Here is a 24,544-nt window from a genome sequence, read left to right as displayed (position 1 = left end):
ACCTGAACCATGCGGCAGCGAAGCGCGGCCAGTTCGTCGAGCGTGCCCGGAACACCATTGACGTGTGAGGCAATCTCGTCGGGCCTCAACCGAGGTCCTCCAGGAGCAGGTCCAGCGCCGCCTCCTCGTGCAGGGCGATGCCCAACGCCTGCATGGCGGGGGCCAGTTCCGGGTCCCATGCGGCTTCCGCCGGTGGGCCGGTGAGAGGGAGGTGCGGGGTGCCGTGCAGGCGGGTGCGGGTCGCCAGGTACTCGTAGTCGCGGGCGCGCATGCGCCACGGCTCGGCGGCCCAGCGCCGGGTGATGCGGTTGGCGAGGGTGATGCCGGGCCAGTCGAAGTCGCCGTGGTAGGCGAAGGTGCAGCCGGACGCCGCCAGGGTGTCGAGGAGGGTGAGGACGACCGTCGTCGCGCTGCCCGCGGTGCAGACCAGGGGTGCCGTGCGGGCGGCGTCGGCGGCGGCCTCGACCACGCGGGGGTTCTCGCAGACGTGGACCCGGGTGCCGGGTGGCATCGTCAGGTGAAGGGTGCGCAGGTCGCGCAGGGTCAGGTGGGTCTCCATGTGGTGGTCGGCGCGGTCGAGCAGGGCCGTCTCCCGCCAGGTGCCGCCGGTGGGGCGCAGGCCGTAGGTGAGGACCGTGCTGGAGACCTCGTCCGGGGTGACCGAGGCCGTGCGCCACAGGGCGCGGCGGGTGGGGGCGTCGGTGGGGAACTCCGTGTCGTGCGCCAGGGCTATGCCTCGGAGAACCAGCCGGGACAGCAGGGTGCTGTCGTCCAGGCCGTGGGCGGAGCCGGTGGCTCGGGTGGCCAGTTCGCCGCGGCCCCAGGAGGTGCGGGCGGGGTGTGCGTCGCCGTCCGGGAAGAGGGTCGCCAGGGTGCGGATCGCCTGGGTGACGACCGTGGTCGCGGTGTGCGGGTCCTGGCGGGTGAGGGTGCCGCCGCGTCGGAGGTCCTCCAGCCACTGTGCCGTCCAGGATTGGGACGACAGGGAGGTGGATTCCAGCTCGGTCCGGGCCGTGGACCAGACGCGGGCCCGTTCGGCCGCCGCCGCGTCGCGGAGCGCTCTGCGGTCCGTCAGGGGCGGGCCCAGCGCCTCCAGGGTCGCGGCCAGGCCCCGGCCGGCCGCGCTGGCGCGCAGGCGGGTGTCCAGGTCCGGCAGGCGGACGGTGGCGGTGGGGCCGGTGACCGGTCGGGCCAGGAGGAGGGAGAGTGCCTCGCGTTCCTGCGCGTCCAGGTGCCGGAGTCTCATGGTGCCGGTCGGCTGGAGGCCCTGGCGTTCGAGGCGGGTGCGTACGGCCGTCCAGAGGCGGGTGAGGCCCGGCCGGGTGAGGAAGGCGAGGGTCTCGGCGTCCAGGCGGCCTTCGCCGACGCGTCCGGGGCGGCTCATACCGGCATCAGTCTCCGCTGCCGTCCGTTCCACGTGTAGTGGAGCGTCGCGACGCCCCGTACGTGCGGGTCGCGCAGGCACTCGTAGATGTGGAGGGACGGTACGTCGGGCCAGTTGCCGATCAGGCGTTCGCTGGTGAGGACGAAGTCGAGGTCCAGATCGACCAGGATGCGGCCGAGGCGGGCGTGGGTGGGCTCGTCGACCTTGGCGAACGCGTCGTCGAGGAGGATCAGGCGGGGGGCGTGCGGGGCGGCGTCGGCGAGGCCGGTGAAGTGCGCCGCCGCCGCGGCGAAGAGGACCAGGTAGGACAGGACCCGCTGTTCGCCCTGGCTCAGGCCGGTGCGGCCGGAGAGCTTGCGGCGGCTGCCGGGTGCCGCGTCGTCCACCACCCAGGGGGTGAACGTGAACCAGCCGCGGTAGTCCAGGGCGGTGCGCAGGTGGGCGGCGTAACCGGCGGCCGGGTCGGCGCGGCGGGCGTCCTCGATACGGCGCTGGAGGACGTCCCGGAGCTGCTCGGACTGCTCGCGGGTGCGCAGGCCCGAAGGGCTGCGCAGGAGGTCGACGGCCGCTTTGACGTCCGCCTCCACCCCGTCGGCGAGCTTCCAGTCGAGGGTGACGCCCAGGCCGTGCGAGGTACGGACCGTGGCGAGGGTGGTGTTGAGGGCGGTGATCAGGGCGCCGGCGGCCAGCACCTGTGCGGACAGGTGGTCGCCCAGCTCTCCGGCCAGGAAGCGCTGGAAGACCTCGCTCTCGCGTTCCGTGAGGCGGTCGCGCGCCTCGGCGGCCTCGGCCGCGATGCGCGCGCCGACCTGGGCGACGTCGCTCGGGCCCTGGTCGTTGACGAGCCGGCACAGCTTGATGCCGTCGTGTTCCTCCAGGGTCGCGTCGTAGCCGCCGGAGAGCTGGTCTCGCAGTTCGGTGTGGCGGTTGAGGAGGGCGGTGTCCGAGAGGTCGTGGCGCTCGGCGTCCAGGCCGCGGCGCACGGCGCCGGTCAGCCGGTCCAGTGCGGTGACGCGCTCCCGCACGTCGTGGTGGACGGGGTCCGGGGACTTCAGGGCGCCTTCGTCCGCGTCGGCGTCGAGCCCCGCTCCGCGCAGCAGACCCGGCAGCGCGAGTGCCGTGCGCAGTCGTCTGCCGCAGGCCAGCACCTCTTCTTCCTGGGCGGCGAGGGTCTCGCGCCGCTTCCTGTCGTCCTCCTCCGCCCGTACGCGCCGGTCGTGCACCTCGTCACGGTCGTCCCGCAGGCGCGGGAGTTGGCGTCCCACGGCGTCCAGGCGGCGCTTCGCCTCGGCCTCGTGGGCGAGGATCTGCTGCTCCGTGGCGCCGAGGGCCTCCTCCAGGGCCCGGACGGTGCGGCGGGCCGTCTCCAGGCGGCCGAGTGGCTCGGCGTAGTCCGTTTCGGCCTCCCGGCGGGCCGCGACGGCGCGCTCGTGGTCCGTCCGGCCGTCGCGGTGGCCTTCGGCCGCGTCCAGGACCGCGCGCAACCGCCGCCGCAGGTGCTGGGTGCCGCGTCCGAGGCGGTCCAGAGCGAGGCGGACCGTCGCGAGTGCGGCCGGGTCCGTCGGCAGGTCCTGGGCGCTCGCCGTCGCCTCGGTCTCGCGCCGGGCGGCGACCGCGCCGGCCCGTGCCCGCTGTGCCTCGCGCGCCGCCGTGGACGCCTGTGCGGTGACGGACTCGACGGTGCCCTCGGCCTCGGCGGTACGGGCCCACGCGTCCGTGAGTCCGCGCGCGGAGGGCGGTCTGCGCAGGGTCTCGCCGACCCGGTCGCGGTTCTCGGTGAGCACGCGCAGGGCCTGTCGGCGCTCCTCCAGCGCGGCGTCCGCGTCGGCCAGCCGGCGGTCGAGGTCCGCCAGGGCCCGGCGGCGGGTCTCCGCGCGGACCTCCGCGCCCACGTACTCGGCGGCCTGCTTGCGGTGCCGGCCGCGGGCGATGCCGAGCCGCCAGGAGCCGTCGGTGCCGGCCGCGGTGTGCGGTCGCGGCCTCGCCGTGGTCCGCGCGCCGGTGTCCGCGTCGGGGTGTGGATCGGCGGTGCCCTCGGTGAGGACCACCGACTCCAGTACGCGCCGGACCTGTTCCGCCGTCACTCCGCTGTCCGGTGCGGCGACCGGCCGCAGTACGCGGGTGAGCGACGGCCCGGCGACCGGGGTGCCCGGGATCAGGAGGGTGTCGTGCGTGGCCGGGTCGAGGACCGTGCCGTCGGCGCGCACCCAGGCGTCGAGCAGGCCGCTCGCCTCCAGCGCGGCCTCCAGACCCGCCCGCGCGTCCGGTGGCAGGCCGGGGACGAAGTCCACCAGGCGGTACAGGGGCGCCCCGGTTCCGGGGGTACGGGGAGCCGCGCGGTGCGGCGGGGGTGGGGGTTCGGGGTCGGTGCGGCGTTCCCATTCCGCGTGCCGGCGGCGGAGGTCCTCCCGTTCCGCCTCCAGGGCGCGCACGGCCAGGGAGAGAGTGTCGCGTTCCTCGCCCAGGTCCGCCAGCCACGGTTCCACGACGGAGCGGGCCGTCTCCACCACCTCGTCGGGGGTGCGGGCGGGCAGGGGTCCCTCGGACGGGTCGTGGGCGAGCGGGGCGAGCACCTCGTCCAGGGGCAGCCCGGTGAGCTCGCGCAGCCGCCCGGCCCACGCTCCGGCCTCCTCCGCGTAGGCCTCCGACGCGGAGGCCGTCTCCTGCCGGCGCTGCTCCGCCCGGGTGCGGGCGTGCTCCACCTGGGCCTCCAGGCGCTCGCGTGCGGCGTCGGCCGCGTCCGCCTCGCGCCGGGCCTCGTCCGACCGTTCGATGAGGGCGGCCAGTTCGGTGACGAAGCGCGCCCGGTTCCTGATCACCGGCTGTGCGGCGTCGAGCCGGGCGTCCCAGGCTTGCAGCGCGGTGGTGCAGATTCCGGTGTCGACCGCCAGCACCTCACCGTGCCGGATCAGGTGGAAGTCGCCGTCCGGGGCCGTCAGTTGGGCCGTGGTGGCCGGTGCGACCGGCGCGACCGGTGTCGCGACGGGCTCCCCGAGGTGCACGGGGTCCAGCCCGGCCCGCTCGGCTTCCCGTACCGACTCGGCGTGGGCGGTGCTCAGTTCGACCAGCTCCGCGCCGAGCCGCCCGGCCTCGGCGGTGAGGCGCCGCCCCGCCTCCTCCTCGCCCAGGTGTGCCTGGCGTACGGCCCGGAACGCTGCGTCGGCCGCACTGTGCAGGGCGGTGACGGTGGCGCGCTTCTCCCCCAGTTCCCGCAGGCTGCGGTAGCCGGCGCTCGCGTGGAGTGCGGACAGGTCCGTCCCGGCCGCGTCCTGCTCCGCCACGAGGTGGTCGATGCGGGCGTCGAGTTCCCGCTCACGTCCGCGGAGTTCCTGCACCGTGCGGGCCGCGTCGTCCGCGGCTCTGCGGTGTTTCCTCAGCCGCTCCAGCTCCGCGTCGGCCCGGTCCGTACGGCGGCGCAGCGCTCCATGGAGGTAGCCGCGGTAGCCGGTGAGGAAGGCGTGCAGCGCCCGGTCGGTGCGTTCGAGGCGTCCGAGGTGGGCCCGGACGGAGTCCAGGTCGTCCAGGCTGCGGGCCACCTTCTCCACGACCTCGTCGTCGAGGCCGGGCAGGGTCTCGGCGAGGACCTGGACGAGTCCGCCGGAGTCGATGCGGTCGCCGATGGTGGGGCGGCGCAGCCGGTGCAGCAGGTGGAGCAGGTTGCGGTAGCGCGCCGGGTCGGTGAGGCCGAACAGGTCACGGGCGACCCTGGCCCGGTGCTCGACGGCGCGGTCGGTGACGTTCTCCGGGCCGACCAGCGTCTTCAGCCGGTCCACGGGGAGGGGCTGGCCGGCGGGTTCGAGGTCGAGGTCCTCGCCGACCCGCAGCCCGGTGGTGAAAAAGAAGGGCTTCGCCGTCCGGGTCGACTGCGATGCCCTGACGGCCGCGCCGACGGTCAGGTGCTGCTCGCCCCCCTCCTCGTCCGTCCGCGCGAACTCCAGCCACAGGTAGCCCAGCCGGTTGGTCCGGGCGAAGCCGTCGAGCATCAGCCAGGCCAGGGTGGTGCGCCCGGTTCCCGTGGCGTCCAGCGCGCGGGCGTCGCCGTCGAGGAGGTAGGGCAGCAGCATCTCCAGGGCCTTGGACTTGCCGGCGCCGTTCTTGCCGCGCAGTAGCAGGCGCCCTTCGCCGAAGGTGAACTCCTGGTGGTCGTACTGCCACACGTTCCGGATGCCCGCGCGGTGCAGTCGGTAGCGGTGCGGGGACGGCGGGCGGTTCATCGGGGCGGCTCCTTGCCGGGGTCGTCCGTCGGGGACGGGGCGGTACGCGGGGTGAGCGCCACCGTGGTGGCGTAGCGGGCAGCCGCGGCGAGCAGGATCCAGCCACCGCCGGCGGGGTCCTGGCCGCGTGCGCCCGAGACGTCGGTGACGGAGCGGCCGTCGGCCGTCGTCCCGTCGTACTCCTCGGGCACGCCGTGGCCGTCCGCGCGGACCGGTCCGGCGGGTGCGATCAGGCGCATCCTCACGAGGAGGTCGAGTACGGCGGCGAGGAATCCGTCCCGGTCCTCCAGATGGCCGCGCTGCCAGGTGCCGCGTCTGCCGTACTCCTCGATCAGTTCGTCGAGCAGGCCGGGCAGCAGCCCGTCCGGGACGGGTACGCCGATGACGAGCCGGCCGCCGACCGCCGGATGGCCCGGGTCCTCGGGTCGCAGCCGCTCGACCAGTCGTTCCACGAGGAGCAGCGCGGCCTGGGCGACCGTGCCGGTGCCCGGGAGGCGGAGGTCGGTGAGTTCGTCGTCCGTGTCGATCAGGGCGATGCCTTCGGCGCGGATCTCGGCCTCCAGGCCGAGCAGTTCGGAGAAGGCCTGTGCCTCGCGCCGCTGTCGGGTGCGCAGCCATTCGCGTTCGGCGTCGGTGAGGTCGTCGAGGTGGACGACGGGGGTCTCGACGAGGCGCCGGCGGACGTACGTACGGGGCCCTCCGAAGCCGGGGTCGGCGGCCCGGCGCACGAGGTCCGCCCCGTCGCGGCTCTGGGTGAGCGGGCCGGCGACGACGGCTCGCGCGATGTCGCGGTCCACGGTGAGCAGTGCCTCCCCGGCCCGCTCCTCGGCGACAGCCGCCACCTGGCCCTCGGTCTCCACCAGGACGCCCCAGTCGACGAGTTGCCGCAGGGCGGCCGCCAGGGTCCGCCGTTCGGCCTGCCGTCCGGTGTCGGTGACGTCGATGCCGGCGTCGACGGCCGCGGCGCGCAGATCGGCGACCAGCCGGGAGAGCAGGAGCTGTTCCGGTGCGGTGACGAGGACGGACAGGGCGAGGGCCAGGTAGGCGTATGTCCGTGGGGTGAACGGCGTGCCGGTCGACGGCCGTTCCAGAGGGTGGCCCGAGCCGGGGCCGAGGCCCGCCTTGAACAGCCGGGCGTAGGAGGCCTCGACCAGCAGGCGGTAGCCGAACACCTGCTGGAAGCGCTGGGCGAGCCAGTCGGCGTGGCGGCGGATCAGGGGGAACGTGTCGCTGTGCGGTCCGGTGCTGGTGACCAGCGGGTGGGCCAGCAGGAGCCGGGCGGCGGTGCGGCGCTCGGCCGCGAGGGCTACGTCATGGGCGGAGGGCAGGGACATCAGGCGCTCGCCTCCCGTGCCCCGGGCATCGGCTCCCCCACCGCGGGCGCGGACGTGGTCTCGACGGTCACGGTGAGGTCGTCCGTGGTCAGGTCGCCGTCCACGGACCGCAGGACGGTGGACAGGCCGGGCGTGCGCCACGCGGTCAGCCGGATGCCGAGGTCCGCGTCGGCCGCCTGTGCGCCGTCGAGCAGGAAGTCGCCCGCGTCCTTGTGCAGGCGGGCGTTGCCGAGGGCGGTGGTGAGCAGTTCCAGCAGCAGGCGCATGGCCGGGGCGCCGAGGCGCACCTGGTCGAACCGGCCGGAGGCGCTGCGCAGTTCGTCGGCCGCCGACTGACGGGCCGCGGCCTGCTGCCGGGCCTGCTCCATGAGGCGGTGCTTCTGCTCGGAGTGGTCCTCGGCCGCCGCCGCGCGTCCGCGCGGAGCCCGGCTGCCGCGTTCGCGCAGCGCCACCGGCACGTCCACCACGGGTCCGGTCCACCAGCTCACGTAGGCCGGCACGGACCGGTCGGGGTTCGGCGCGACTCCCAGGTGCCGCGCGCCGTAGAGGCCGAAGGCGGCGACCGCCAGGTCGTGGGCCTCCTCCGGCTCCGCCGAGTCGAACCAGGCCGCCAGTCGCAGCAGGTCCTTGCGGCGGGACATCTCGCCCGAGGCCGAGCGCAGCATCCGCTTGGCGTTGGCGAGGAGGGAGTGCAGGGCGCGCAGGGTGGCGTCCCGCAGCTGGTCCACCTGGCTGGAGTGCGCTCCGCCGGTGGTGAACCACTCGCGCAGTCCTTCCCAGTCCGCCAGGTCCCGGCCGCGGCTGCGCTGCACCCGGGTCTCGGGCAGTCCGCCGGCGAGCGTTCCGATGCCCGCCGTGTGCTCGTCGATCCGGGCGAGCAGCGCGGGCAGGTGGGGTCGGACGGCGTCCAGGTGGGCCGCGATGCGCGGGGCCCGGAAGGAGACGTCCTCGGTGATGGCCTGCACGTAGTCGAGCAGCAGTTCCTTGAACCCCTGGTACTCGGCCGAGTCGAGGTCGTAGCGCGCCAGCACCTGGCCCAGGTAGGCGTAGAAGTCGCGGACGGACTCGGCGAAGCCGGTGAACTGGACGAAGAGGGTGCTGATCCGCTCCAGTGCCTGCTGCGGGTCCGCGCCGCCCGGTGTCGCGGCCATGGCGGCGATCTCGCGAAGACCCCGGTCGACCAGGGCCAGCAGCTCGCTGCTCACCTCGCGGGCCGCGTCCGCCCCGGACAGCACCTCGTCCGCGTCGCGCTGCACCCGCTCCCCCAGCTTGGAGAGCTGGTAGCGGGAGCGGGAGCGCTGGTACTCGGAGATGCTCGTCGCCCTGACGGTGTGGGTGCTGCGCAGCAGGTTGCCCCAGCGCACGAGCTCCTCGAGCCTGCGGGTGAGCGTCTCCGCGTCCGGTACCGTCCCCGGGCCGCCGCGCTCGGCCAGCTTGCCGATCAGGTCGGGCACGGACAGGTCCGCCAGCAGTGTGCCGCAGAACACGCGCATCACCGCGATGTACTCCAGGCGCTCGGGCGCGCTGAGGTAGGCGTACGCGCTGAGCCGCTGCCAGTCCTCCGCGTCCGTTTCCCGCCCCTTGGGTGCGTCTCCTTCTTTCCCCTCCACACCGTCGAGGCTACGGACCGCCACTGACAGCGCGAAATGGGGTGGCGAGGACCGACCCGGCATGCGTCATATTCGATCACATACGATCATGGTCGATCCTCTTCTCTCAGGACCGGTCAGAGATCAGGGGCCGTGCCGCGATCCGGACGCCCGCCGCCCCGGACGCCTGCCGGTCCAGACAGGGCAGGCATCCGACGCATCCGGCAGGACTGGACGGCAGGACACGACGGCGGGCCGGAACCGGCCGCTGCCCGTCCGGGCCCGCGCCGGAAGGCAGTGCGGCACACGGCCGGCCCGGTAACCCGCGCGTGCGGGTCCGGGCCGGTCGTGTTTCGGTGGAACCGGCTCATCCCTCCGCAGCCGGCTCCTGGCTGAACGCCGCGTGGAAGCGGCGGGTGTGGTCGACCCGGCGCTCCGGGCCGGTCAGCATGACGTTCGCCGTCAGGCGCGCGTCGGTGCTGGAGGCGGCCAGGCGGAGTTCCAGGGCGCCCGGTTCGACGATCCGGTGGCCGGCGCGGCCGGTGAAGGAAGCCACGTCGGCCGGAACCGTGACGTGGATCCGGCGGGCCTCGCCCGGCTCCAGCTCCACCCGGGTGTAGCCGACGAGGCGCTGCACCGGCTGGACGACGGAGGCGACCGGGTCGTGGAGGTAGAGCTGGACGACCTCGGTGCCGGCGCGGTCACCGGTGTTGCGGACGGTGAGGGCAAGGGTGAACTCGCCGTCGGTCGGAGCCTGTTCGGTGTCCACGGCGAGGTCGCTCCAGGCGAACTCCGTGTACGTCAGGCCGTGCCCGAAGCCGAACGCCGGCGTCGGGTCGATGTTGGACACCTCGCTGGCCTGGGCGAGCCGGGCGCCGAGGTAGGTGGTCGGCTGGGACCCCGGGCCGCGCGGCACGCTGACCGGGAGCCGTCCGGAGGGGGCGGTGCGGCCGCTGAGGACTCCGGCGATCGCGTGGGTGCCGGCCACTCCGGGGAAGAAGGACTGCACGATCGCCGCGGACTCGGCGGTGGCCCGGCCGAGCGCGTACGGGCGGCCCGCGAGGAGGACGGTCACCACCGGTGTGCCGGAGTCCAGCAGGGTGTCGAGCAACTGCTGCTGGGCGCCGGGCAGGGCGAGGGAGTCCGCGTCGCAGCCCTCGCCGCTGGTGCCGCGGCCGAACAGGCCCGCGCGGTCGCCGAGTACGGCGATAACGATGTCGGCCTTCCTGGCCGCGTCGACCGCCTCACCGATGCCGGTGAGGTCCCCGTCGTCGACGCCGGTGCCGCGGGCGACCGTGATGTCGGCGTCGGGGAACTCGGCGGCCAGGGTGTCCCGCAGGGTGGGCAGGTCGATGCCGACCGGGACGTCCGGGTGCTGCACGCCCACGTGCTGGGGGAAGGAGTAGCAGCCCAGTACGGCGGTGCCCTCGGTGGCATTGGGGCCGACCAGGGCGATGCGGCGGGGCCGGGCGAGCGGCAGGGTGCCGTCGTTGGTGAGCAGGACGACCGCCTTCTCGGCGATCTCGCGGGCCAGGGCACGGTTCTCCGGACCGTCCAGGTCGATCCGGCCGCGCAGGGCGTCCGGGTCGTCCAGGTCGGCGCCGTCGAGGGCGGGCGGCACCGGGTCCCAGTCCGGGTCGAGCAGGCCGAGCGCCGCCTTCTGGCCGAGGACGCGGCGCAGGGCGCGGTCGATGACCGCTTCCGGTACCCGGCCGTCGGTGACGGCCTCGGCGAGCGGCGCGCCGAAGGTCTTGACGGTGGGCAGTTCGACGTCGACGCCGGCCCGCAGCGCGGCGCCCGCGGCATCGGCCCAGTCGCCCGCGATGCCGTGCAGGGTCTTGAGGAAGGCGATGCCGAAGTAGTCGGCGACCACGGTGCCGTCGAAGCCCCAGGTGTCGCGGAGCAGTCCGGTCAGCAGGCTCTCGTCGGCCGCGGCGGGGACGCCGTCGGTGTCCGTGTAGGAGTGCATCACGGAGCGGGCGCCGCCCTCGCGGATCGCCATCTCGAACGGCGGCAGCAGGACGTCGGCCCGCTCGCGGGCGCCCATGGGCGAGGGCGCGAGGTTGCGTCCGGCGCGGGAGGCCGAGTAGCCGACGAAGTGCTTGAGGGTGGCGACGATCCCGGCGGACTCCAGGCCCTGGACGTACGCCGTGCCGATGGTGCCGACGAGGTACGGGTCCTCGCCGATGGTCTCCTCCACCCGGCCCCAGCGGGCGTCGCGCACCACGTCGAGGACGGGCGCGAGTCCCTGGTGGATGCCGACGGAGCGCATGTCGCGGCCGATGGCGGCGGCCATGCGGCGCACCACGTCCGGGTCGAAGGTGGCGCCCCAGGAGAGCGGGACGGGATAGGCGGTGGCGCCCCAGGCGGCGAAGCCGGCCAGGCACTCCTCGTGTGCGACGGCGGGGATGCCGAAGCGGCCTGCCGAGGTGATACGGGACTGGGTGCGCAGCAGGGAGAGCGCGCCGAGGGCCGGGTCGACGGGTGCGGTGCCGAAGGGGCGGGTCAACTGGCCCAGTCCGGTGGGCAGAAGCGCGTCGAGGTCGACGGCCTCCTCCATGTCGTGCTGGTGCGGGGCCACTTCACCGCCGTTGGCGGACGCGCCGACCCACACGCCGTACAGCTGGGCGATCTTCTCGTCCAGGGTCATCGCGCCGATCAGGGCGTCGACCCGCGCGGCGACGGGCTGGTCGGGGTCGTTCCAGAGGGGGGTTTCGGGGGTGGTCTCTACGGCCACGTCGGCAGTCACTTTCCTCCGACACCCATCAGCCCCTGGACCAGGGCACGACGGGCGAACAGGTAGACGAGCAGGATGGGCACCATGGACAGCACCACGGCTCCGAGCAGACCGGGGATGTCGATACCGTGTTCTGTCTGGAAGTTGTACAGACCCAGGGTGACGACCTTGCTGGAGTCGGACTGGGTCAGGACCAGCGGGAACAGGAAGCCGTTCCAGGCCTGGAGCGCGGAGAAGACCACGATGGTGGACAGTCCGCCCCGCGACAGCGGCAGGACGAGCTGGAAGAACATGCGCCGCGGGGAGGCGCCGTCCATGGCCATGGCCTCGTACAGTTCCGGGGAGATGTCGCGCATGGCACCGCTGAGGATCAGTGCCGACATCGGCAGGCAGAACGCGGCCGTGGGCAGGATGACGCCCAGCAGGTTGTCGTACAGCCCGGCTTCGCTGATCAGGTAGAACATCGGCACGATGACGGCCTGGGCGGGGATGGCGAGGCCGAGCAGGAACAGCCGGAAGATCGCCGACGTGGTCCGGCCGCGGCTGCGGACGATCGCGTAGGCGAGCGGCGGCACCAGCGCCAGCACGATGCCGATCACACAGACGGTGACGACGAGCGTGTTGAAGAAGTACTGGTCGAAGCCCGCTTCGAAGGCGCCGGTGTAGTTGTCCAGGGTGAAGCTGTCCGGGATCGAGACCGGGCCGTTCTCGGCGTAGTCCTGGCGGGTGCGCAGCGTCGCGGCGAGCAGCACGTACAGCGGCAGACCGACGACGAAGAGCCAGAAGAGCGAGCCGGCGCCGGCCAGGTAGTTGGGGCGGCGCCTCATGACGAACCCTCCATGGTGCTGCGCATCTTGTCGTAGCCGGAGACCCGGACGACGATCAGCGAGATGATCGTGGCCGCGATGACCAGGACCAGGGCGATCGCGGAACCGGTGCCGTAGTCGAAGCTCTTGAACGCCTTGTCGTACATGTAGTAGGCGCTGATGGTGGTGTCGGTGCCGGGTCCGCCCTGGGTCAGGATGAGGACCGTCTCGAAGGTGGTCAGACCGCCGACGATCATCAGGATCATCGAGGTGATCATCGCGTTGCGCAGCTGCGGCAGGGTGATGTGGAAGAACTGCCGGTAGCGGCCCGCCCCGTCGATCTCCGCGGCCTGGTAGAGCACCTGGGGGATGGCGCGGGCGGCGCCCTGGTAGATCAGCGTGTGGAACGGGGTGAACTGCCAGGTGCTGACGAACGCGAGCACTCCGATGGCGGTGGCCTGTTCACCGAACAGGTTGCCGTCGCCGAACAGCCAGGTGGCGTCGGCCGGGATGCCGAAGTTGGGGTCGAGGAGCGCCCGCCAGAGCACGGAGACGGCCGTGGCGGACAGCAGCAGCGGGATGAAGTAGATGGCGGACAGCACGGCCCGGTTGCGCTGGTGTCCGGCGGCCCAGACGCCGAGCAGAATGCTCAGCGGGGTCTGGAGGGCCACGCCGAGCACGGTCAGCAGCAGGGTCAGCCAGATGCTCTGGAACATCACCGGGTCGTCCATCAGGCGCGACCAGTTGTCCATGCCGACGAACTCGGGCGAGCTGAGCCCGTCCCAGGTCATGAAGGACAGTACCGCCACCATGATCAGCGGGACGATCGCGAAGAGGGCGAAGAACACTGCGGCGGGCAGCGCCCAGGTGAAGCCGGGACGGCCGACCTGGGTTGCGGAGGAGGCGGGCGGCCGCCGCCGGGCCCCCTTGCGGGGGCCGGCGGCGAGCCGGGCGCTCGTGATCTTTGTGGTCATGAGCCGTTCGTCACTCGGTGGGGAGGGCCTGCATGGCCTTGATGAAGCCGTCCGCGTCGAGCTGTCCGTTGAAGAACTGCTGGATGGCCTTGTGCATGTCCGTGGCCGACTTCTGCGGGTACGCCTGGTCCCAGGAGAGCTGGAACGAGGGGGCGTCGGCGACCAGGTCGTACTGGAAGCGCGAGTACTCGGGGTTGCCCGCCTTGTCGATGAACTTGTCGGTGTTGGTGGTGGTGGTCAGGTTGCCGACCTCCAGCTGCGCCTTGACGAAGTCATCGGAGTACATGAGCTTCAGGAACTCGGCGACGGCCTCGGGGTGCTTGGTCTTCTTCAGCACCGAGTAGTAGTTGTTGGTGTTGCCGGCGACGTTGGCCGGGTCGCCCTTGCCGCCCGCGACGGTCGGGAAGGTGGAGTAGCCGAGGCCCTCCTTGGCGAAGTCCGCGTGGTCCGTCAGCTGCTGGGAGTAGTACCAGGAGCCCATCAGCTCGAAGCCGGCCTTGCCCGAGGCCAGCAGCGCGACCGAGCCGCCGTTGGTGTACTTGACCGAGTCGTAGTTCTTGCCGAAGGCGCCCGCGTCGACGAGCTCCCTGATCATGCTCAGGGCCTTCTTGCTGTCCGCGCTCTCCCAGGCGCTCTTGTCACCCTTGAGGGCCTTCTGGAGCAGCTCCGGTCCGGCGATCCGGTCGTAGAGGTACTGGAACCACATCTGCGTGGGCCAGACGTCGCCACCGCCGAGCGCGATCGGCGTGACACCCTCGTCCTTGAGCTTCCCGACCGCGTCGAGCAGCTCGTCCCAGGTCTTCGGCGGCTTGACGCCCGCCTTGTCGAGGACCGTCTTGTTGTGGAAGAGCAGGACGGGCTGGGTGCCGCGCATCGGGACGCCGTACGGCTTGCCGTCGACGACGGCGTTGTTGAAGACGGACGGCAGGAAGTTGTTCTCGAGGCCGGGGTCCTTCTTGATGAAGTCGTCCAGCGGGAGCAGCAGATCGGCCTTGACGAACGGCTTGATGCTGCCGCCGCCCCAGTTGAAGAAGACGTCCGGGGCCTGCGGGGTGTTGATGATGGTCTGCAGCTTCGTCTGGTAGTCCGCACCGGGGATGGTGTCCAGGACCGCCTTGACGTCGGACGTCTTGTTGAAGGTGTCGACGATTCGCTTCTCGACCTTGTTGGTGGCGTCCCCGTACACGAGGATATGGATCTTGCCGTCGTCTGCCGACGCCCCGCCGTCCCCGCCGCCGCAGGCCGAAAGGGTCACTGCCAGGGTGAGCGTCGCACCGCAGGCGACCAGTCTGGCCAAGCGCGCACGTGTCTTCATCGTTCGCCTTTCGAAAGTTTCGGCCCCATCACCGAAAGTCCATGCCGCTGGACAGTAGGTCAGACGAGTGTTTCGGTCAACGGTCGAAACCGTACTCACCCAAACCGTTATCGACGCGCGGTGCCGTATCCTGCGTCTATGCACGAAGAAGATGAGGTGAGCGGCAGGGTCACCCTGGCGACGGTGGCGAAAGAGGCCGGCGTTTCGATGCCGACAGTTTCGAAGGTCCTCAACGGCCGTTCGGATGTCTCCCGCGCCACCCGGGCCAAGGTGGAACGCCTGCTGGACGCCCACGGCTACCGCCGTCGCGCCCAGCCGTCGTCCCGCTCCCCGCTCATCGAGATCGTCTTCCACGAGCTGGAGAGCATCTGGGCGATGGAGCTGATCCGGGGCGTGGAGAACGTCGCCAAGGACAACCGCGCGACGGTGGTTCTCACCGAGAGCGGCACCCGGCACACACCCGCGCCGGAGTGGCTCCCGGGCGTGCTGCAACGCAGGCCGCTGGGTGTCGTGCTGGTCTTCTCCACCCTCCCCGAGGACATCAAACGCCAGCTCAGGGCGGCGGCCATACCCTTCGTCGTCATCGACCCGGCGGGCGACCCCGACCCCGACGTCCCCTCGGTCGGCTCCGCGAACTGGGCCGGCGGGCTCGCCGCCACCCGCCACCTCACCGACCTCGGTCACGAGCGGGTCGCCATCATCACCGGGCCCGAGGACATGCTCTGCTCCCTCGCCCGCCTCGACGGCTACCGCTCGGCCATGGCGATGGCGGGCCTGACGCCCGACCCGCACCTGATGCGCTTCGGCGACTTCCACGTCCAGAGCGGCTTCGAGCACGCGATGGACCTGCTCAAGGGCCCCGACCGGCCGACGGCGATCTTCGCGGGCAGCGACCTCCAGGCGCTCGGCGTCCTGGAGGCCACCCGGGTCACGGGTCTGCGCGTGCCGGAGGACCTGTCGGTGGTGGGCTACGACGACGTCCCCCTGGCCCAGTGGTCGAGCCCGCCCCTCACCACCGTCCACCAGCCCCTGCGCCACATGGCCGAGGAGGCCTCCCGCATGCTCCTGCGCCCGGACGACCCGGGCACGGCGGCCCAGCGGATAGAGCTGGCGACGCATCTGGTGGTGCGGCAGAGCACGGCGCGGTACGAGGGGGCGTGAGGCGGGGCGGCTCGCGGTCGCGCCGGACCTGCGGGGGCCGGGCGGGCCGGACGGGCCGGACCACGGCGTGGTGGGTCCGGCCCGCCCGGCCCTCCCCGCCTGAGCACGGCGTGCCGGGCGGCGACGCGTACCGCCTCCCTTTCCCCTGGCCGCCACCCCTGAGGAGGACATGCGTGACGGAACCGATGTCTCTTCTGCTCTCCCGACTGCACGCGGCCGGTCTGCACGATGTCGTCGCGGTCGAGCCGGCTGCGGGAGGGCTCGCCGCGACCGCGGGGCTCGCACGCCGCGGCGACGGCACCACGGTGTTCGCCAAGATGCTCGGTGAGCCGTCGCCGGGCGACGTCTCCGCCGCGGAGGCCGAAGGGCTCGCCGCGCTGCGCGAGGCGGGCGGAGTCGCCACACCCGACGTCGTCCTCGCGGACCGCGACCTGCTCGTGCTGTCCGAACTCCGGCCCCGGCCACGCACCGAAGCCTTCTGGGAGCGCCTCGCGCATGCGCTCGCACACCTGCACACCACCACCCGCAAGCCTCGATTCGGATGGCACCGGGACAACTGGCTGGGCCGTCGCCGGCAGATCAACACGTGGGAGGACGACGGGTTCGCGTTCTTCGCCCGGCACCGGCTGCTGCGCTGGCTGAGTGAGCCCCGTGTCGAGGTGGCACTGGACCGCGCGGACCGGGAGGCGCTGGAGCGGCTGTGCGACCGGCTGCCCGAACTGCTGCCGGTAGGGCCCGCGTGCCTGACGCACGGCGATCTGTGGGCACAGAACGTCATGGCCACTCCCGAGGGACGGCCCGCACTGATCGACCCTGCCGTGTCGTACACATGGGCCGAGGTCGACCTGGCCCACTTGTGGACGACGGCGCCGCCGCCCGAGGCACAGGTGTTCTTCGACCTGTACGCCGAACTGACCGGGCTCGACCGCGACTGGCGCGCCCGCCTGCCGATCCTCCAGCTCCGCCAACACCTGGCCGTGATCGCCCAGTTCGAGCCCGACTGGGGCGCCGCCGACGCCGTCCGCGCCACCCTCGCTCCGTTCCGCCGACGCCCCTGACCGGGAAGATCCTGCCCCGCCGGCCGACAACGGCCCTCACCTCGGGCCGAGTGACCTGCCGGACCGCCACCCCGCGACGCCGGTCCGGGTTCCGCAGGGGGTGACGGGGACCGGGACCGGGAAATGGCGTCACCGACTGTACCGCTTCGGGGCTATTGTCCCGGCAGGTCGTGGCGCACGAGTGCACCGGCGGAGGGCTCGCGCGTGCGGCGGGCGTACGTCATCCGCGCGCGGACCTCCCTCAGGTTGCATGGACGGTATCCGGGCCCGCGCAGCAACTCCGGCAACGGCGGGTCGCGTCCTGCGAGGCGGTGTAGGCGATCACGCGCTTCGCCCTCCGGTACCCGGCTCGCGGTGATCTCCACGTCGGCGCGGCGCGCGAAGCGGCCCGGTCAGGCGCCGGGAGTGCCCCAGCCGCTCGACGTACCCGGCGTGACCTGCGAGTCCGGTCCGTTGATCGGCTACACCACCCGGCGGGACGCCATCCAACGGCGGCGGCCGCGCCGAAACGGCCGCCTCAGCACACGCCGTGTAGGTGCCTACGGGACTCCAAGGCCGTGGCCACGGCCGCCCCCTGCTGTGGATCGACCGGGACGAGTGGACCGCGTCCGACGCGCTCACCGCTGGACAACCCCACCGGGCGCCCACACTTTCACGCCCCGACACGCGGTCGGCGCCCGGCCGGAGCCGGAAGGTGTCGTCGCCCCCGTCCAGTCCGCCCGGGCTTCAGGAACCGCCCCACCCGCGCATGTGCCGATCCACCGTTTCCCGCACCTGACGTCGCAGCTGCCCGTGTCGGCCGGGGTGCATGCCTTCCGCCCGAAAAACGGCGTCGGTAAAGCCGTCCGCGTCGCCCGGGGGCGCCTCCTGCAGTCGCTGCTGTTCCTGTGGCGGGAGACAGAAGCCTAGGTCGACACAGAGTTCGTGGAGGAGCCGCCGCACCTCGGCCTTCGGATCACGTCGGGTCATGGCACCAGCATGACCGCACGCGCGGCCGGTCCGTCACCGGATCGACGAAGCACGTACCCGTCGTCGAGCAGACCTGGAGCGCGGCGTCGGAAGCGTGGGTCGTGCCCCACGACGTGGTGCAGAGGATCAAACACTGCGCGTTCCGGTTCGAGGCCCATGGTGATCTCCGTGGAGACGGCAGCCCGGGAAGCGTCCAGGTGAGACGGGTCGGACGTCGGACGGCGCGCGGGCACCGCCCCTGGCCTGCGGATTCCGGACCTTGATCCGCTACACCACCGGGCGGGATGCCATCGAAGCGTGGTGCGACCGAACTCCGCTGGCGGTCCTGGCGTACGTGCGCCCCGCACAGCCCGACGCTCGTCGACACGCCGGGCGCGAGGTTCCACGCGGTCAGGACCGGAGTCGCTGCAGCTCCCCGAGACGCTGCAACTCCACGATGTGCTCGGCCGCTCGCCTCGGTGCTTCACCACCGCTCACCAACACACCCGCTTCAATGTTGCGCCGAGCCGCGGACTCGGTCAGATTGGCGCTGCCGAGAAAGAGCGTGCGGCGATCGGCCACCGCCACTTTGGCGTGCTGACGCGAGTGCGGGTGACGGACCTGGTCACGGGCCCAGTGCCACAGGCGTACTCCGGGAACGGACCCGAACGCCTCGGCCGGCTCCCGGCCGGAGAGGAGCCCTCTCGCGCCGGCCAGTGTCTCGACGACCACGTGGATGGTCACACCGCGCTCCGCGGCGGCCGTGAGAGCCCGTGTCAGCGCCGGATAGGGACGGGCCGCGTACGTCATGGCCAGCAGTTCGTCACGCGCCCCGTCGATGACGTCGACCAGTACCTGGGCCGTCGCCCGGACCGGCACCCCCGGCGTCGAGGGGCCGCTCCACACGGTACGGACCCGCACCCTGTCCCGGGTGTGCAGCATGGCCGCGACGTAGCCCCGTATGTAGGCCGCCGCCTCGGTCAACGGGACGGAGTCCTTCTCCATCGCGTCGTACAGCTTGGCGACGGCCGTGCCCGCCCCGGGTGCGGTGAGTTCGGCAAGGGCCCGCTCCTTGCTGCCCCGTCGGGCCAGTAAACCGGCGAGGTCCTTCCCCCGGGAGAGACCGAGGACCGCCACGGCGGCCTCCGCGGCGGTCTCGAAGTCCCGGCGGCTCACGGCAGCAGGCCGACCGGTGTCAGAACCTGATCCTTGTCCCCGGACAACGGGACGAGGAAGCGGCGGTCGAGGAACCGGTTGGCGCGCTCACACGTGGTCTCGGAGACGAAGAGGCAGACGTGGCAGGCCGCCCCGTGGAGGTAGTCGCCCGGGTCGTGGGGCAGCCGCTCGGAGCAGAGCGGATCGGCCGAGCAGTGCCCGGCGTCGGCCAATGCCCGGCGGACGATCCGGCCGAACTCGCGCTCCTCGGCGAGGGAGACCAGGCCGCCGAGGGTGCCCTCGGAGTCCGGGACGGCCGTGTAGATCAGGATGCCGGTTCTCGGGTTCTGTTCGTCGCCGGCGTAGATCCGCTCGGCCAGCGAGGCCGAACTGTAGCCGCACTCCAGCGCGATGGTACGGATCAGCAGGTGGGAGAGGGTGTGCAGGGCGATGTAGCGAGCGCCTGGCCAGCCGTGGTGGGGATCGAAGTCGCTCGTCTTGCGGTCCGACTTCCGGTTGGTGCGGAACCGGCCGTAGGCCTCCCGGTGGGCCGTCATCTGTGGTGACTTCTCCATGCGTGCCACCCAGTCCGCCATGAGATCGTCCCGCACGCGCAGGAAGACGCCCTCCCCTCGGATCTCGCTGGCGGGCACCCAGTTCTGCGTGCCCCGGGACAGGTCCACGCGGGTCGCGATCTCCGGCGATTCGGGATCCGGGGCGTCCAGCCGGGTGAAGCCGATCAGGGCACGCGCCTCACGGAGACGCTCGACCTGGCGGACGTCCCCGAAGAGTTCGTCCAGCGGGGCCGGAACGGAGACCGGCCTGAGGGCGAAGTCGTCGCTGGGCGGGGGGACCTGACCGGAGAGCGCCTCCCACTCGGGGCGGAACAGGTCGGCCTGGACGTCGGGGGCGGAGGGGGCGGGCCCGCTCGCTCCCTGCTTGCGGGCCGTGACCGCCGCGAAGACCGCGTCCGCGTCGAACTCCTTGAGGAATCCGAACTGAGGCAGCCGGGCCATGAAGGAGAGTTCGCTCCGGTCCTCGACCTTCTCCAGCTCCGGCCAGTGGTCGTCGAGGAGCTTGTCGATGTCACCGCCCTGCCCCTTGGGCAGCGCGAGTGCGCTGAGCGTGAGGGGAAACCACTGGTTGGAGGCTCCCGCGACCATCAGGACCGGGTCCCGGTCGCAGCCGTCGACTTCGTAGGTGCCCAGATGAGGGTGCCGGCCCCGGCAGCGGGGCAGGTGACGCCGACCGCGTTCGCCCATGGCCTCGCGGATGTTGCGCTTGGCGCCGCAGGCGACGCATTCGATGGTGACGTTGGCGGCCTGGTTGCCGCCGTGGTCCTTCATGCGCAGCTTGGGCCGCGGCATCTTCGCGCAGGCCTGCCCGTGGTGGACGAACGGGGTGTACGGAAACTCGTCGAGGTGGCCCGTGGTGCAGACGAGGGTGAAGCGGGCCGCCACCGCGAGCGGTGGCTTGCCCCGCTTGCAGTCGTGGACGAACTTGGCCTCGTGCGGGGTGCGTGGATTGGCGTTGAGGAAGGTGAACTCGTCGGAGTCGACCGCGGCCAGGACGTTGCAGGCCGTGCAGCGCAGCCATTGGGGGAACGGCGCGACAGGCACGCCGACTCCCTGCGCCGCCCAGCCCCTGGGGTCCGTGTCGCCGCCCTCAAGCCAGGGGGCCGCCCGCAACTGTTCGATCTGTCCGCGCCCGTAGCGCTGCAGTGAGCGGTTGACGGCACCGCGCAACCTCGGCTCGTCGATGTCGTAGTCGGTGATGCCGGAGTAGCTCCAGGCGTCGAGACCCCTGACGAGAACGGAGAAGTTCGGCAGGTCGACGAGTGAGCCGACACCGGCGGTGAACATGAGATGGCTGGGGCGAACGGCCCCGACCCGGCGGTTGCTCTTGGTGCTCATCGCTGCGCCTTCCTGGAGGGGGCCGCCGTGGTCGCCCCGTACTCGTCACTGTCCACGGTGTTCTCGAGCTCGGGGTCGGTCTCCGTCTGTGCTGCCCCGAAGTTCCAGTCCGGGCCCCCGCCCGAGGGGTTCTCGAGGAAGGCCCCGCCGCCGGGCAGCAGGAGGTTGATCTCGTTCTCCGTCTCGCGCATCGACATGCCGACGGTCAGTTCCGTCCACCGGGACCCGTCGGCTCGCCTCAGCAGCCCGTTCACGACGGTGGTCTTGTGCTTCTCCTTGCGGTAGCCGAGGGCCGAGCTGTTCTCGTCCCGTTTGCGGCGCCACTCGTCCTTCAGCCGGTCCAGTCGTTCGCTCAGGTACTGACGGGGCAGCTCGCCCCCGACCCGTTCGGCGCGCTCCAGCAGCCGGCGCTCGACGTCCCTGGCGAGCGGGCCGTCGAGGTCGACGTGGTGGGCGTCCAGGTTGCGCGAGGTGTCGTAGGCCGCCTGACGCAGCGCCGCCACGTAGGTGGCCGCGACGCCCCGGTCGAGGGCGCGCCGGGTGAACGGGGTGACGGAGAGCGCCTCGACCTGCCGGTAGAACGTGGCGTGGTAGTGCTCGAAGTCCTCGTAGTGGGCGAGGTCCCTGGGGCGTGACCAGTTGTAGAGGGTGACGACCAGGCCGGGCCGTGTGGCGTCACGGCCGACACGCGAGGACGCCTGGATGTACTCGGCGGTGTTCTTGGGCTGACCGACGACCAGCATCAGACCGAACCGCGAGACGTCGACGCCCACTTGCAGCATGGAGGTGGCAAGGACCACGTCCACGGCCTGCCGGGCGAAGGGAGTCATGGCGGCGCGAGGTTCCCGCTTCTCCTTCGCGGCAACCGCGTACTCCCGCAGGAACGCGCGGCGCCGCTCCGACGTGTCCCGCTCGGGGTCGAAGCCGGTCTCCAGCCGCTTGAGGGCGATGCCGATGTCCGAGGAGGAGATGCGTGAGGTCAGTTCCTGGATGCCGAGCATGCCCGTCCGGCTCACGATGCGGTCGGCCAGCGTGGCCCGGCCCCTGCGGCTGCCGTTGGAACGGACCCGGGTCGTGATGTCGTCGTCCATGTAGCGCCGCATGCCCGCGAGTTCACGCGTGGCGTTGAAGTAGCCGACCAGGGTCATGTACGGGTCCGCCGGCTTGCCGTAGTCGTCGAAGAGCTGCTGTCCGGCGAGGAGCAGGATCTCGGCGACCCGGATCTCGGCGGCCTTGAGACGGGTGCCGTGCGCGCACACGCCCAGATAGCGCCGGCCGGGGTCCGTCCGGCTCAGTGCGACCTGGCGGGAGAAGAACGTGTCCCCGACGTCGAGCACCTGGGGCGGGAAGACGGCGACCTTGCGCCCGAAGACGCCGAGCACTTGGTCGGCGGCCCGTTTGGTGGTCGCCGTGGAGGCAACGATCTTGGGTCCGGTCTCGTGGCGTTGTCCCTGGGCGTCGGTGAAGCTCCAGGTGCACAACTGGTCCACTGCGGACTCGAAGAGGCCGACGGTGGTGCCGAGGGCGCCGGAGATCAGGTGCAGCTCGTCCTGGATGATCAGGTCCGGGGGCCGCAGGCGCGTCACCGGCTGCGCCGTGACACCGGGCAGGCCGCCCCGGGCATTGTGGCGGCTCCCGCAGCCGGTCTTGGCGTCGAGGTCGTCGTGCCGGTAGCCGTGACGTGGACACAGTTCGGTGACCCTGCCGAACAGCAGGCCGGCGTACCCGTTCCAGGGCAGCTGGGCGAACTTGTCGACAGTGGCGATGAGCAGGGACGGCGCGAGCCGGTAGATCTCCTCGTCGACGGTGAGCACCGGGATGCCCTCGCCGGGCGATTCCCGCCGGGAGAACGGGCAGCGGTCCTCGCCCTCCCCGCGCGGGCAGTACAGCACGACGCGGCGCCGTCCCTCGTCGTACTCCATGTGGGAGCGGGCGGTCAGTCCCGTCCCGCACCACGGGCAGGTGAGGACCTGGAGGACGCGCGCATGCTTGTCGCTCGCGTTCTCCCGGGCCTCGGCGATCTGTTCCTTGGCCTCGTCGAACCAGTTGGGCGAGACCGAGGTTCCCACCCACAGACCGATACGGAACGGGGTGGCGCCCCAGCGGACGTCCCGTGCGAACTCTTCGCGGCGCAGCACTTCGCAGGCGCTGACCAGGGCGGCGGCACGCTGGAACTGCTGGGCGGTCAGGAGGCGGAGGGTGTAGCGCATGAGGACGCCGACGCCCGCCTCACCGCTGTGTGCCTCCGCGCCCGAGCCGATCGTGCCCTGCAGGCGTCGCAGTGCGAAGGTGTACGCGGCGAGGCCGAGGTAGGCCTCGGTCTTACCGCCACCGGTCGGGAAGAACAGCAGGTCGACGAGTGCTGCGCGGCCGGTGCCGCGGTGGGGGTGTCCGGGGCTGCTGAGGGAGTCGAGGTTGAGCAGGACGAAGGCGAGCTGGAAGGGGCGCCAGCTCGCGGCCGATGTGCCCTTGGCGTACACCTCGTCGTAGGCCTCCCGGTAGGAGGCACGGTCGTCCTCGCGGCCGGAACGGGCCGATGCGATGGCGGTGTTGCGACGCTGGAGGGCCATCGCCCGGTTGGCGAACCGGAAGGCCTCCAGGGCCGTGTCGTCGGCCACGAGCCGGTCGATGCCCATGGTTATCCGGTCACAGATGTCCAGCGCCTGGTCGATGGCGACGTCGGCCGATGCGCGCAGGTCGTCGGGGAGCGAGTGTGCCCTGCGGCGCTGCTGGTCGAGCCAGGTGCCGTAGCCGTCGGCGAGCGGGGCCAGAGCGGCACTGAGTTCGGTGCGGCGGGCGGGCACCGCGAGAGCCGCGAGTTCGTCCATGCCGAGTTCGAGGCCGCGGAGCAGATCCTGCTCGGCGACGGTGGGTGCGGTGGTGGCCCGGACGTCGTACTCGGGCAGCCAGGTGGTGGTGAGCCGGTGCGCGTTGCGTTCCGCGTCCCGCACCTGGGCGTGCACGGCGACGTTGCGGCCCGTGGCGTGGCTGAGGCTGTCCCGGTAGAGGAGCCGGAGCCGGCGTTCCTCGGAGTCCTCCGCGCCGTTGCCGCGGTGGGCGGGATCGAGCGGGTCGTCGACCGGGAGGAAGACCGCGGCCTGGTCGTCCGGGAAGGCGGTGACGTCGATCTCGGTCTGGAAGAGCCAGTGGGCGTCGCGGGCCTCACGGCTGTCCTGCTGCCGGTTCACCAGGGCCAGTTCGACGACCCGCAGGTCCTCGGTTCCCGACCCTCCGGCGTGCTGCCGCACCCGCACGTCGAGGAGGGCCGCTCCCCCTTCGAGTTCGACGGTCCGGTCCGCCAGGTCCGTCACATCGATGTCCACGGGGTGCTCGACGGGCTCGCGGGACCAGACCCTGCGGGTGGTGCCGCGGTCGGTCGCCTCCTCCGACTGCGTGTAGCGCCCCCAGCGGACGGTGACGGTGAGCGTGCCGACGGAGGCGGGAACGGTGAAGGACAGCCCCATGGAGGAGGCCCAGATGTGACCGGCTGCCTGCGGGGTCAGCCGGTCCTGCAGCTCGGTGTCGTCCCCCTCCTGCTCGTCGCCGGATTCCCCGTCCGCGCTCTGGGCGGCCACGAGCGCGATCCGGTCGGCGGTGACGTCCTGGGGCCGCGGACCGAGCATGCCCACGAGGTAGCGGTCGCGCGGTCCGGAGGAGGAGCTCGGCAGGGTCTCCGTCTCTCCGTCCCAGGGCCCCAGCAGATCGCGGCGGATATAGGTCACGAGTCCGTCGCGCACCTCGTACGAGTCCCCTGCGCGGAATGTCTGGGGCACTTCGTCGAGCGGGTGTGGAACAGCGGCCTGGGTGGGCTGGGCCGGCATGCGGGGTCCTTCCGGACGGATCCGATGAGCACGAACGACAGGATAGGAGGTGTGACAGCATCGCAAGAATAGAGCGTTGACTCAGTTCACACAATGAGTATCGGACGCTCTGTCGCTCCGGCCGGCCGAAGTCTC

Annotated in this window: 13 protein-coding genes; 2 read left to right on the top strand and 11 right to left on the bottom strand. The window is 72.1% G+C overall.

The window, feature by feature from the left end; genetic code table 11:
• Window positions 1–85 precede the first annotated feature (85 nt).
• From ACIF9R_RS15735 to ACIF9R_RS15700, 8 genes are all read right to left on the bottom strand, one after another.
• The gene (locus ACIF9R_RS15735; RefSeq protein ID WP_399979655.1) at window positions 86–1,384 is read right to left on the bottom strand and encodes a TIGR02679 family protein; all 1,299 of its coding nucleotides are present in this window, start codon (window positions 1,382–1,384) and stop codon (window positions 86–88) included.
• Window positions 1,381–5,598, bottom strand: a complete 4,218-nt coding sequence (locus tag ACIF9R_RS15730; protein ID WP_399979652.1) for a TIGR02680 family protein — start codon at window positions 5,596–5,598, stop codon at window positions 1,381–1,383. Before ACIF9R_RS15730 ends, ACIF9R_RS15735 begins: the two co-directional genes overlap by 4 nt.
• Complete coding sequence (locus tag ACIF9R_RS15725; RefSeq protein WP_399979647.1) at window positions 5,595–6,932, bottom strand: TIGR02678 family protein; 1,338 nt, start codon at window positions 6,930–6,932, stop codon at window positions 5,595–5,597. The genes ACIF9R_RS15730 and ACIF9R_RS15725 overlap by 4 nt, the downstream gene beginning before the upstream one ends.
• Window positions 6,932–8,542: a TIGR02677 family protein gene (locus ACIF9R_RS15720; protein WP_399979644.1), complete on the bottom strand. Its 1,611-nt coding sequence runs from the start codon at window positions 8,540–8,542 to the stop codon at window positions 6,932–6,934. The genes ACIF9R_RS15725 and ACIF9R_RS15720 overlap by 1 nt, the downstream gene beginning before the upstream one ends.
• 346 nt (window positions 8,543–8,888) lie before the next feature.
• Entirely contained in the window at window positions 8,889–11,270 is a 2,382-nt protein-coding gene (locus ACIF9R_RS15715) for a glycoside hydrolase family 3 N-terminal domain-containing protein (RefSeq protein WP_399979641.1), read from the bottom strand.
• Window positions 11,267–12,085: a carbohydrate ABC transporter permease gene (locus ACIF9R_RS15710; RefSeq protein ID WP_399979638.1), complete on the bottom strand. Its 819-nt coding sequence runs from the start codon at window positions 12,083–12,085 to the stop codon at window positions 11,267–11,269. The genes ACIF9R_RS15715 and ACIF9R_RS15710 overlap by 4 nt, the downstream gene beginning before the upstream one ends.
• A complete protein-coding gene (locus ACIF9R_RS15705) occupies window positions 12,082–13,038 on the bottom strand; it encodes a carbohydrate ABC transporter permease (protein ID WP_399979636.1) in 957 nt (318 codons plus the stop codon). The genes ACIF9R_RS15710 and ACIF9R_RS15705 overlap by 4 nt, the downstream gene beginning before the upstream one ends.
• A 10-nt stretch (window positions 13,039–13,048) precedes the next feature.
• On the bottom strand, window positions 13,049–14,353 hold the full coding sequence (locus ACIF9R_RS15700; RefSeq protein ID WP_399979634.1) for an ABC transporter substrate-binding protein: 1,305 nt from the start codon (window positions 14,351–14,353) through the stop codon (window positions 13,049–13,051).
• Between the two features lie 138 nt (window positions 14,354–14,491).
• On the opposite strand from ACIF9R_RS15700, the gene ACIF9R_RS15695 reads away from it, so the two are divergent.
• Window positions 14,492–15,514 (top strand): LacI family DNA-binding transcriptional regulator, encoded by a 1,023-nt coding sequence (locus ACIF9R_RS15695; protein ID WP_399979631.1) that lies wholly within the window; start codon window positions 14,492–14,494, stop codon window positions 15,512–15,514.
• A 173-nt stretch (window positions 15,515–15,687) separates the two neighbouring features.
• Window positions 15,688–16,572, top strand: coding sequence for a fructosamine kinase family protein (locus ACIF9R_RS15690; protein ID WP_399979629.1), 885 nt, complete (start codon window positions 15,688–15,690; stop codon window positions 16,570–16,572).
• Between the two features lie 1,359 nt (window positions 16,573–17,931).
• Here the strand turns inward: ACIF9R_RS15690 and drmC are convergent.
• The 3 genes from drmC to drmA are packed head-to-tail and all read right to left on the bottom strand — an operon-like array spanning window position 17,932 to window position 24,409.
• Entirely contained in the window at window positions 17,932–18,696 is a 765-nt protein-coding gene (gene drmC, locus ACIF9R_RS15685) for a DISARM system phospholipase D-like protein DrmC (protein WP_399979627.1), read from the bottom strand.
• Window positions 18,693–20,588 (bottom strand): DrmB family protein, encoded by a 1,896-nt coding sequence (drmB, locus tag ACIF9R_RS15680; RefSeq protein ID WP_399979624.1) that lies wholly within the window; start codon window positions 20,586–20,588, stop codon window positions 18,693–18,695. Before drmB ends, drmC begins: the two co-directional genes overlap by 4 nt.
• Window positions 20,585–24,409 carry a DISARM system helicase DrmA gene (gene drmA, locus ACIF9R_RS15675; protein ID WP_399979622.1) on the bottom strand — a complete coding sequence of 1,275 codons (3,825 nt, stop codon included), beginning with the start codon at window positions 24,407–24,409 and terminating at the stop codon, window positions 20,585–20,587. The genes drmB and drmA overlap by 4 nt, the downstream gene beginning before the upstream one ends.
• Window positions 24,410–24,544 lie beyond the last annotated feature (135 nt).

Origin of the sequence: Streptomyces sp. NPDC086080 (assembly GCF_044540255.1) — a bacterium.
Classification (GTDB): Bacteria; Actinomycetota; Actinomycetes; order Streptomycetales; family Streptomycetaceae; genus Streptomyces.
Note: the sequence above shows the minus strand (reverse complement) of the source record. Positions and strands in the feature narration are given on the sequence as shown.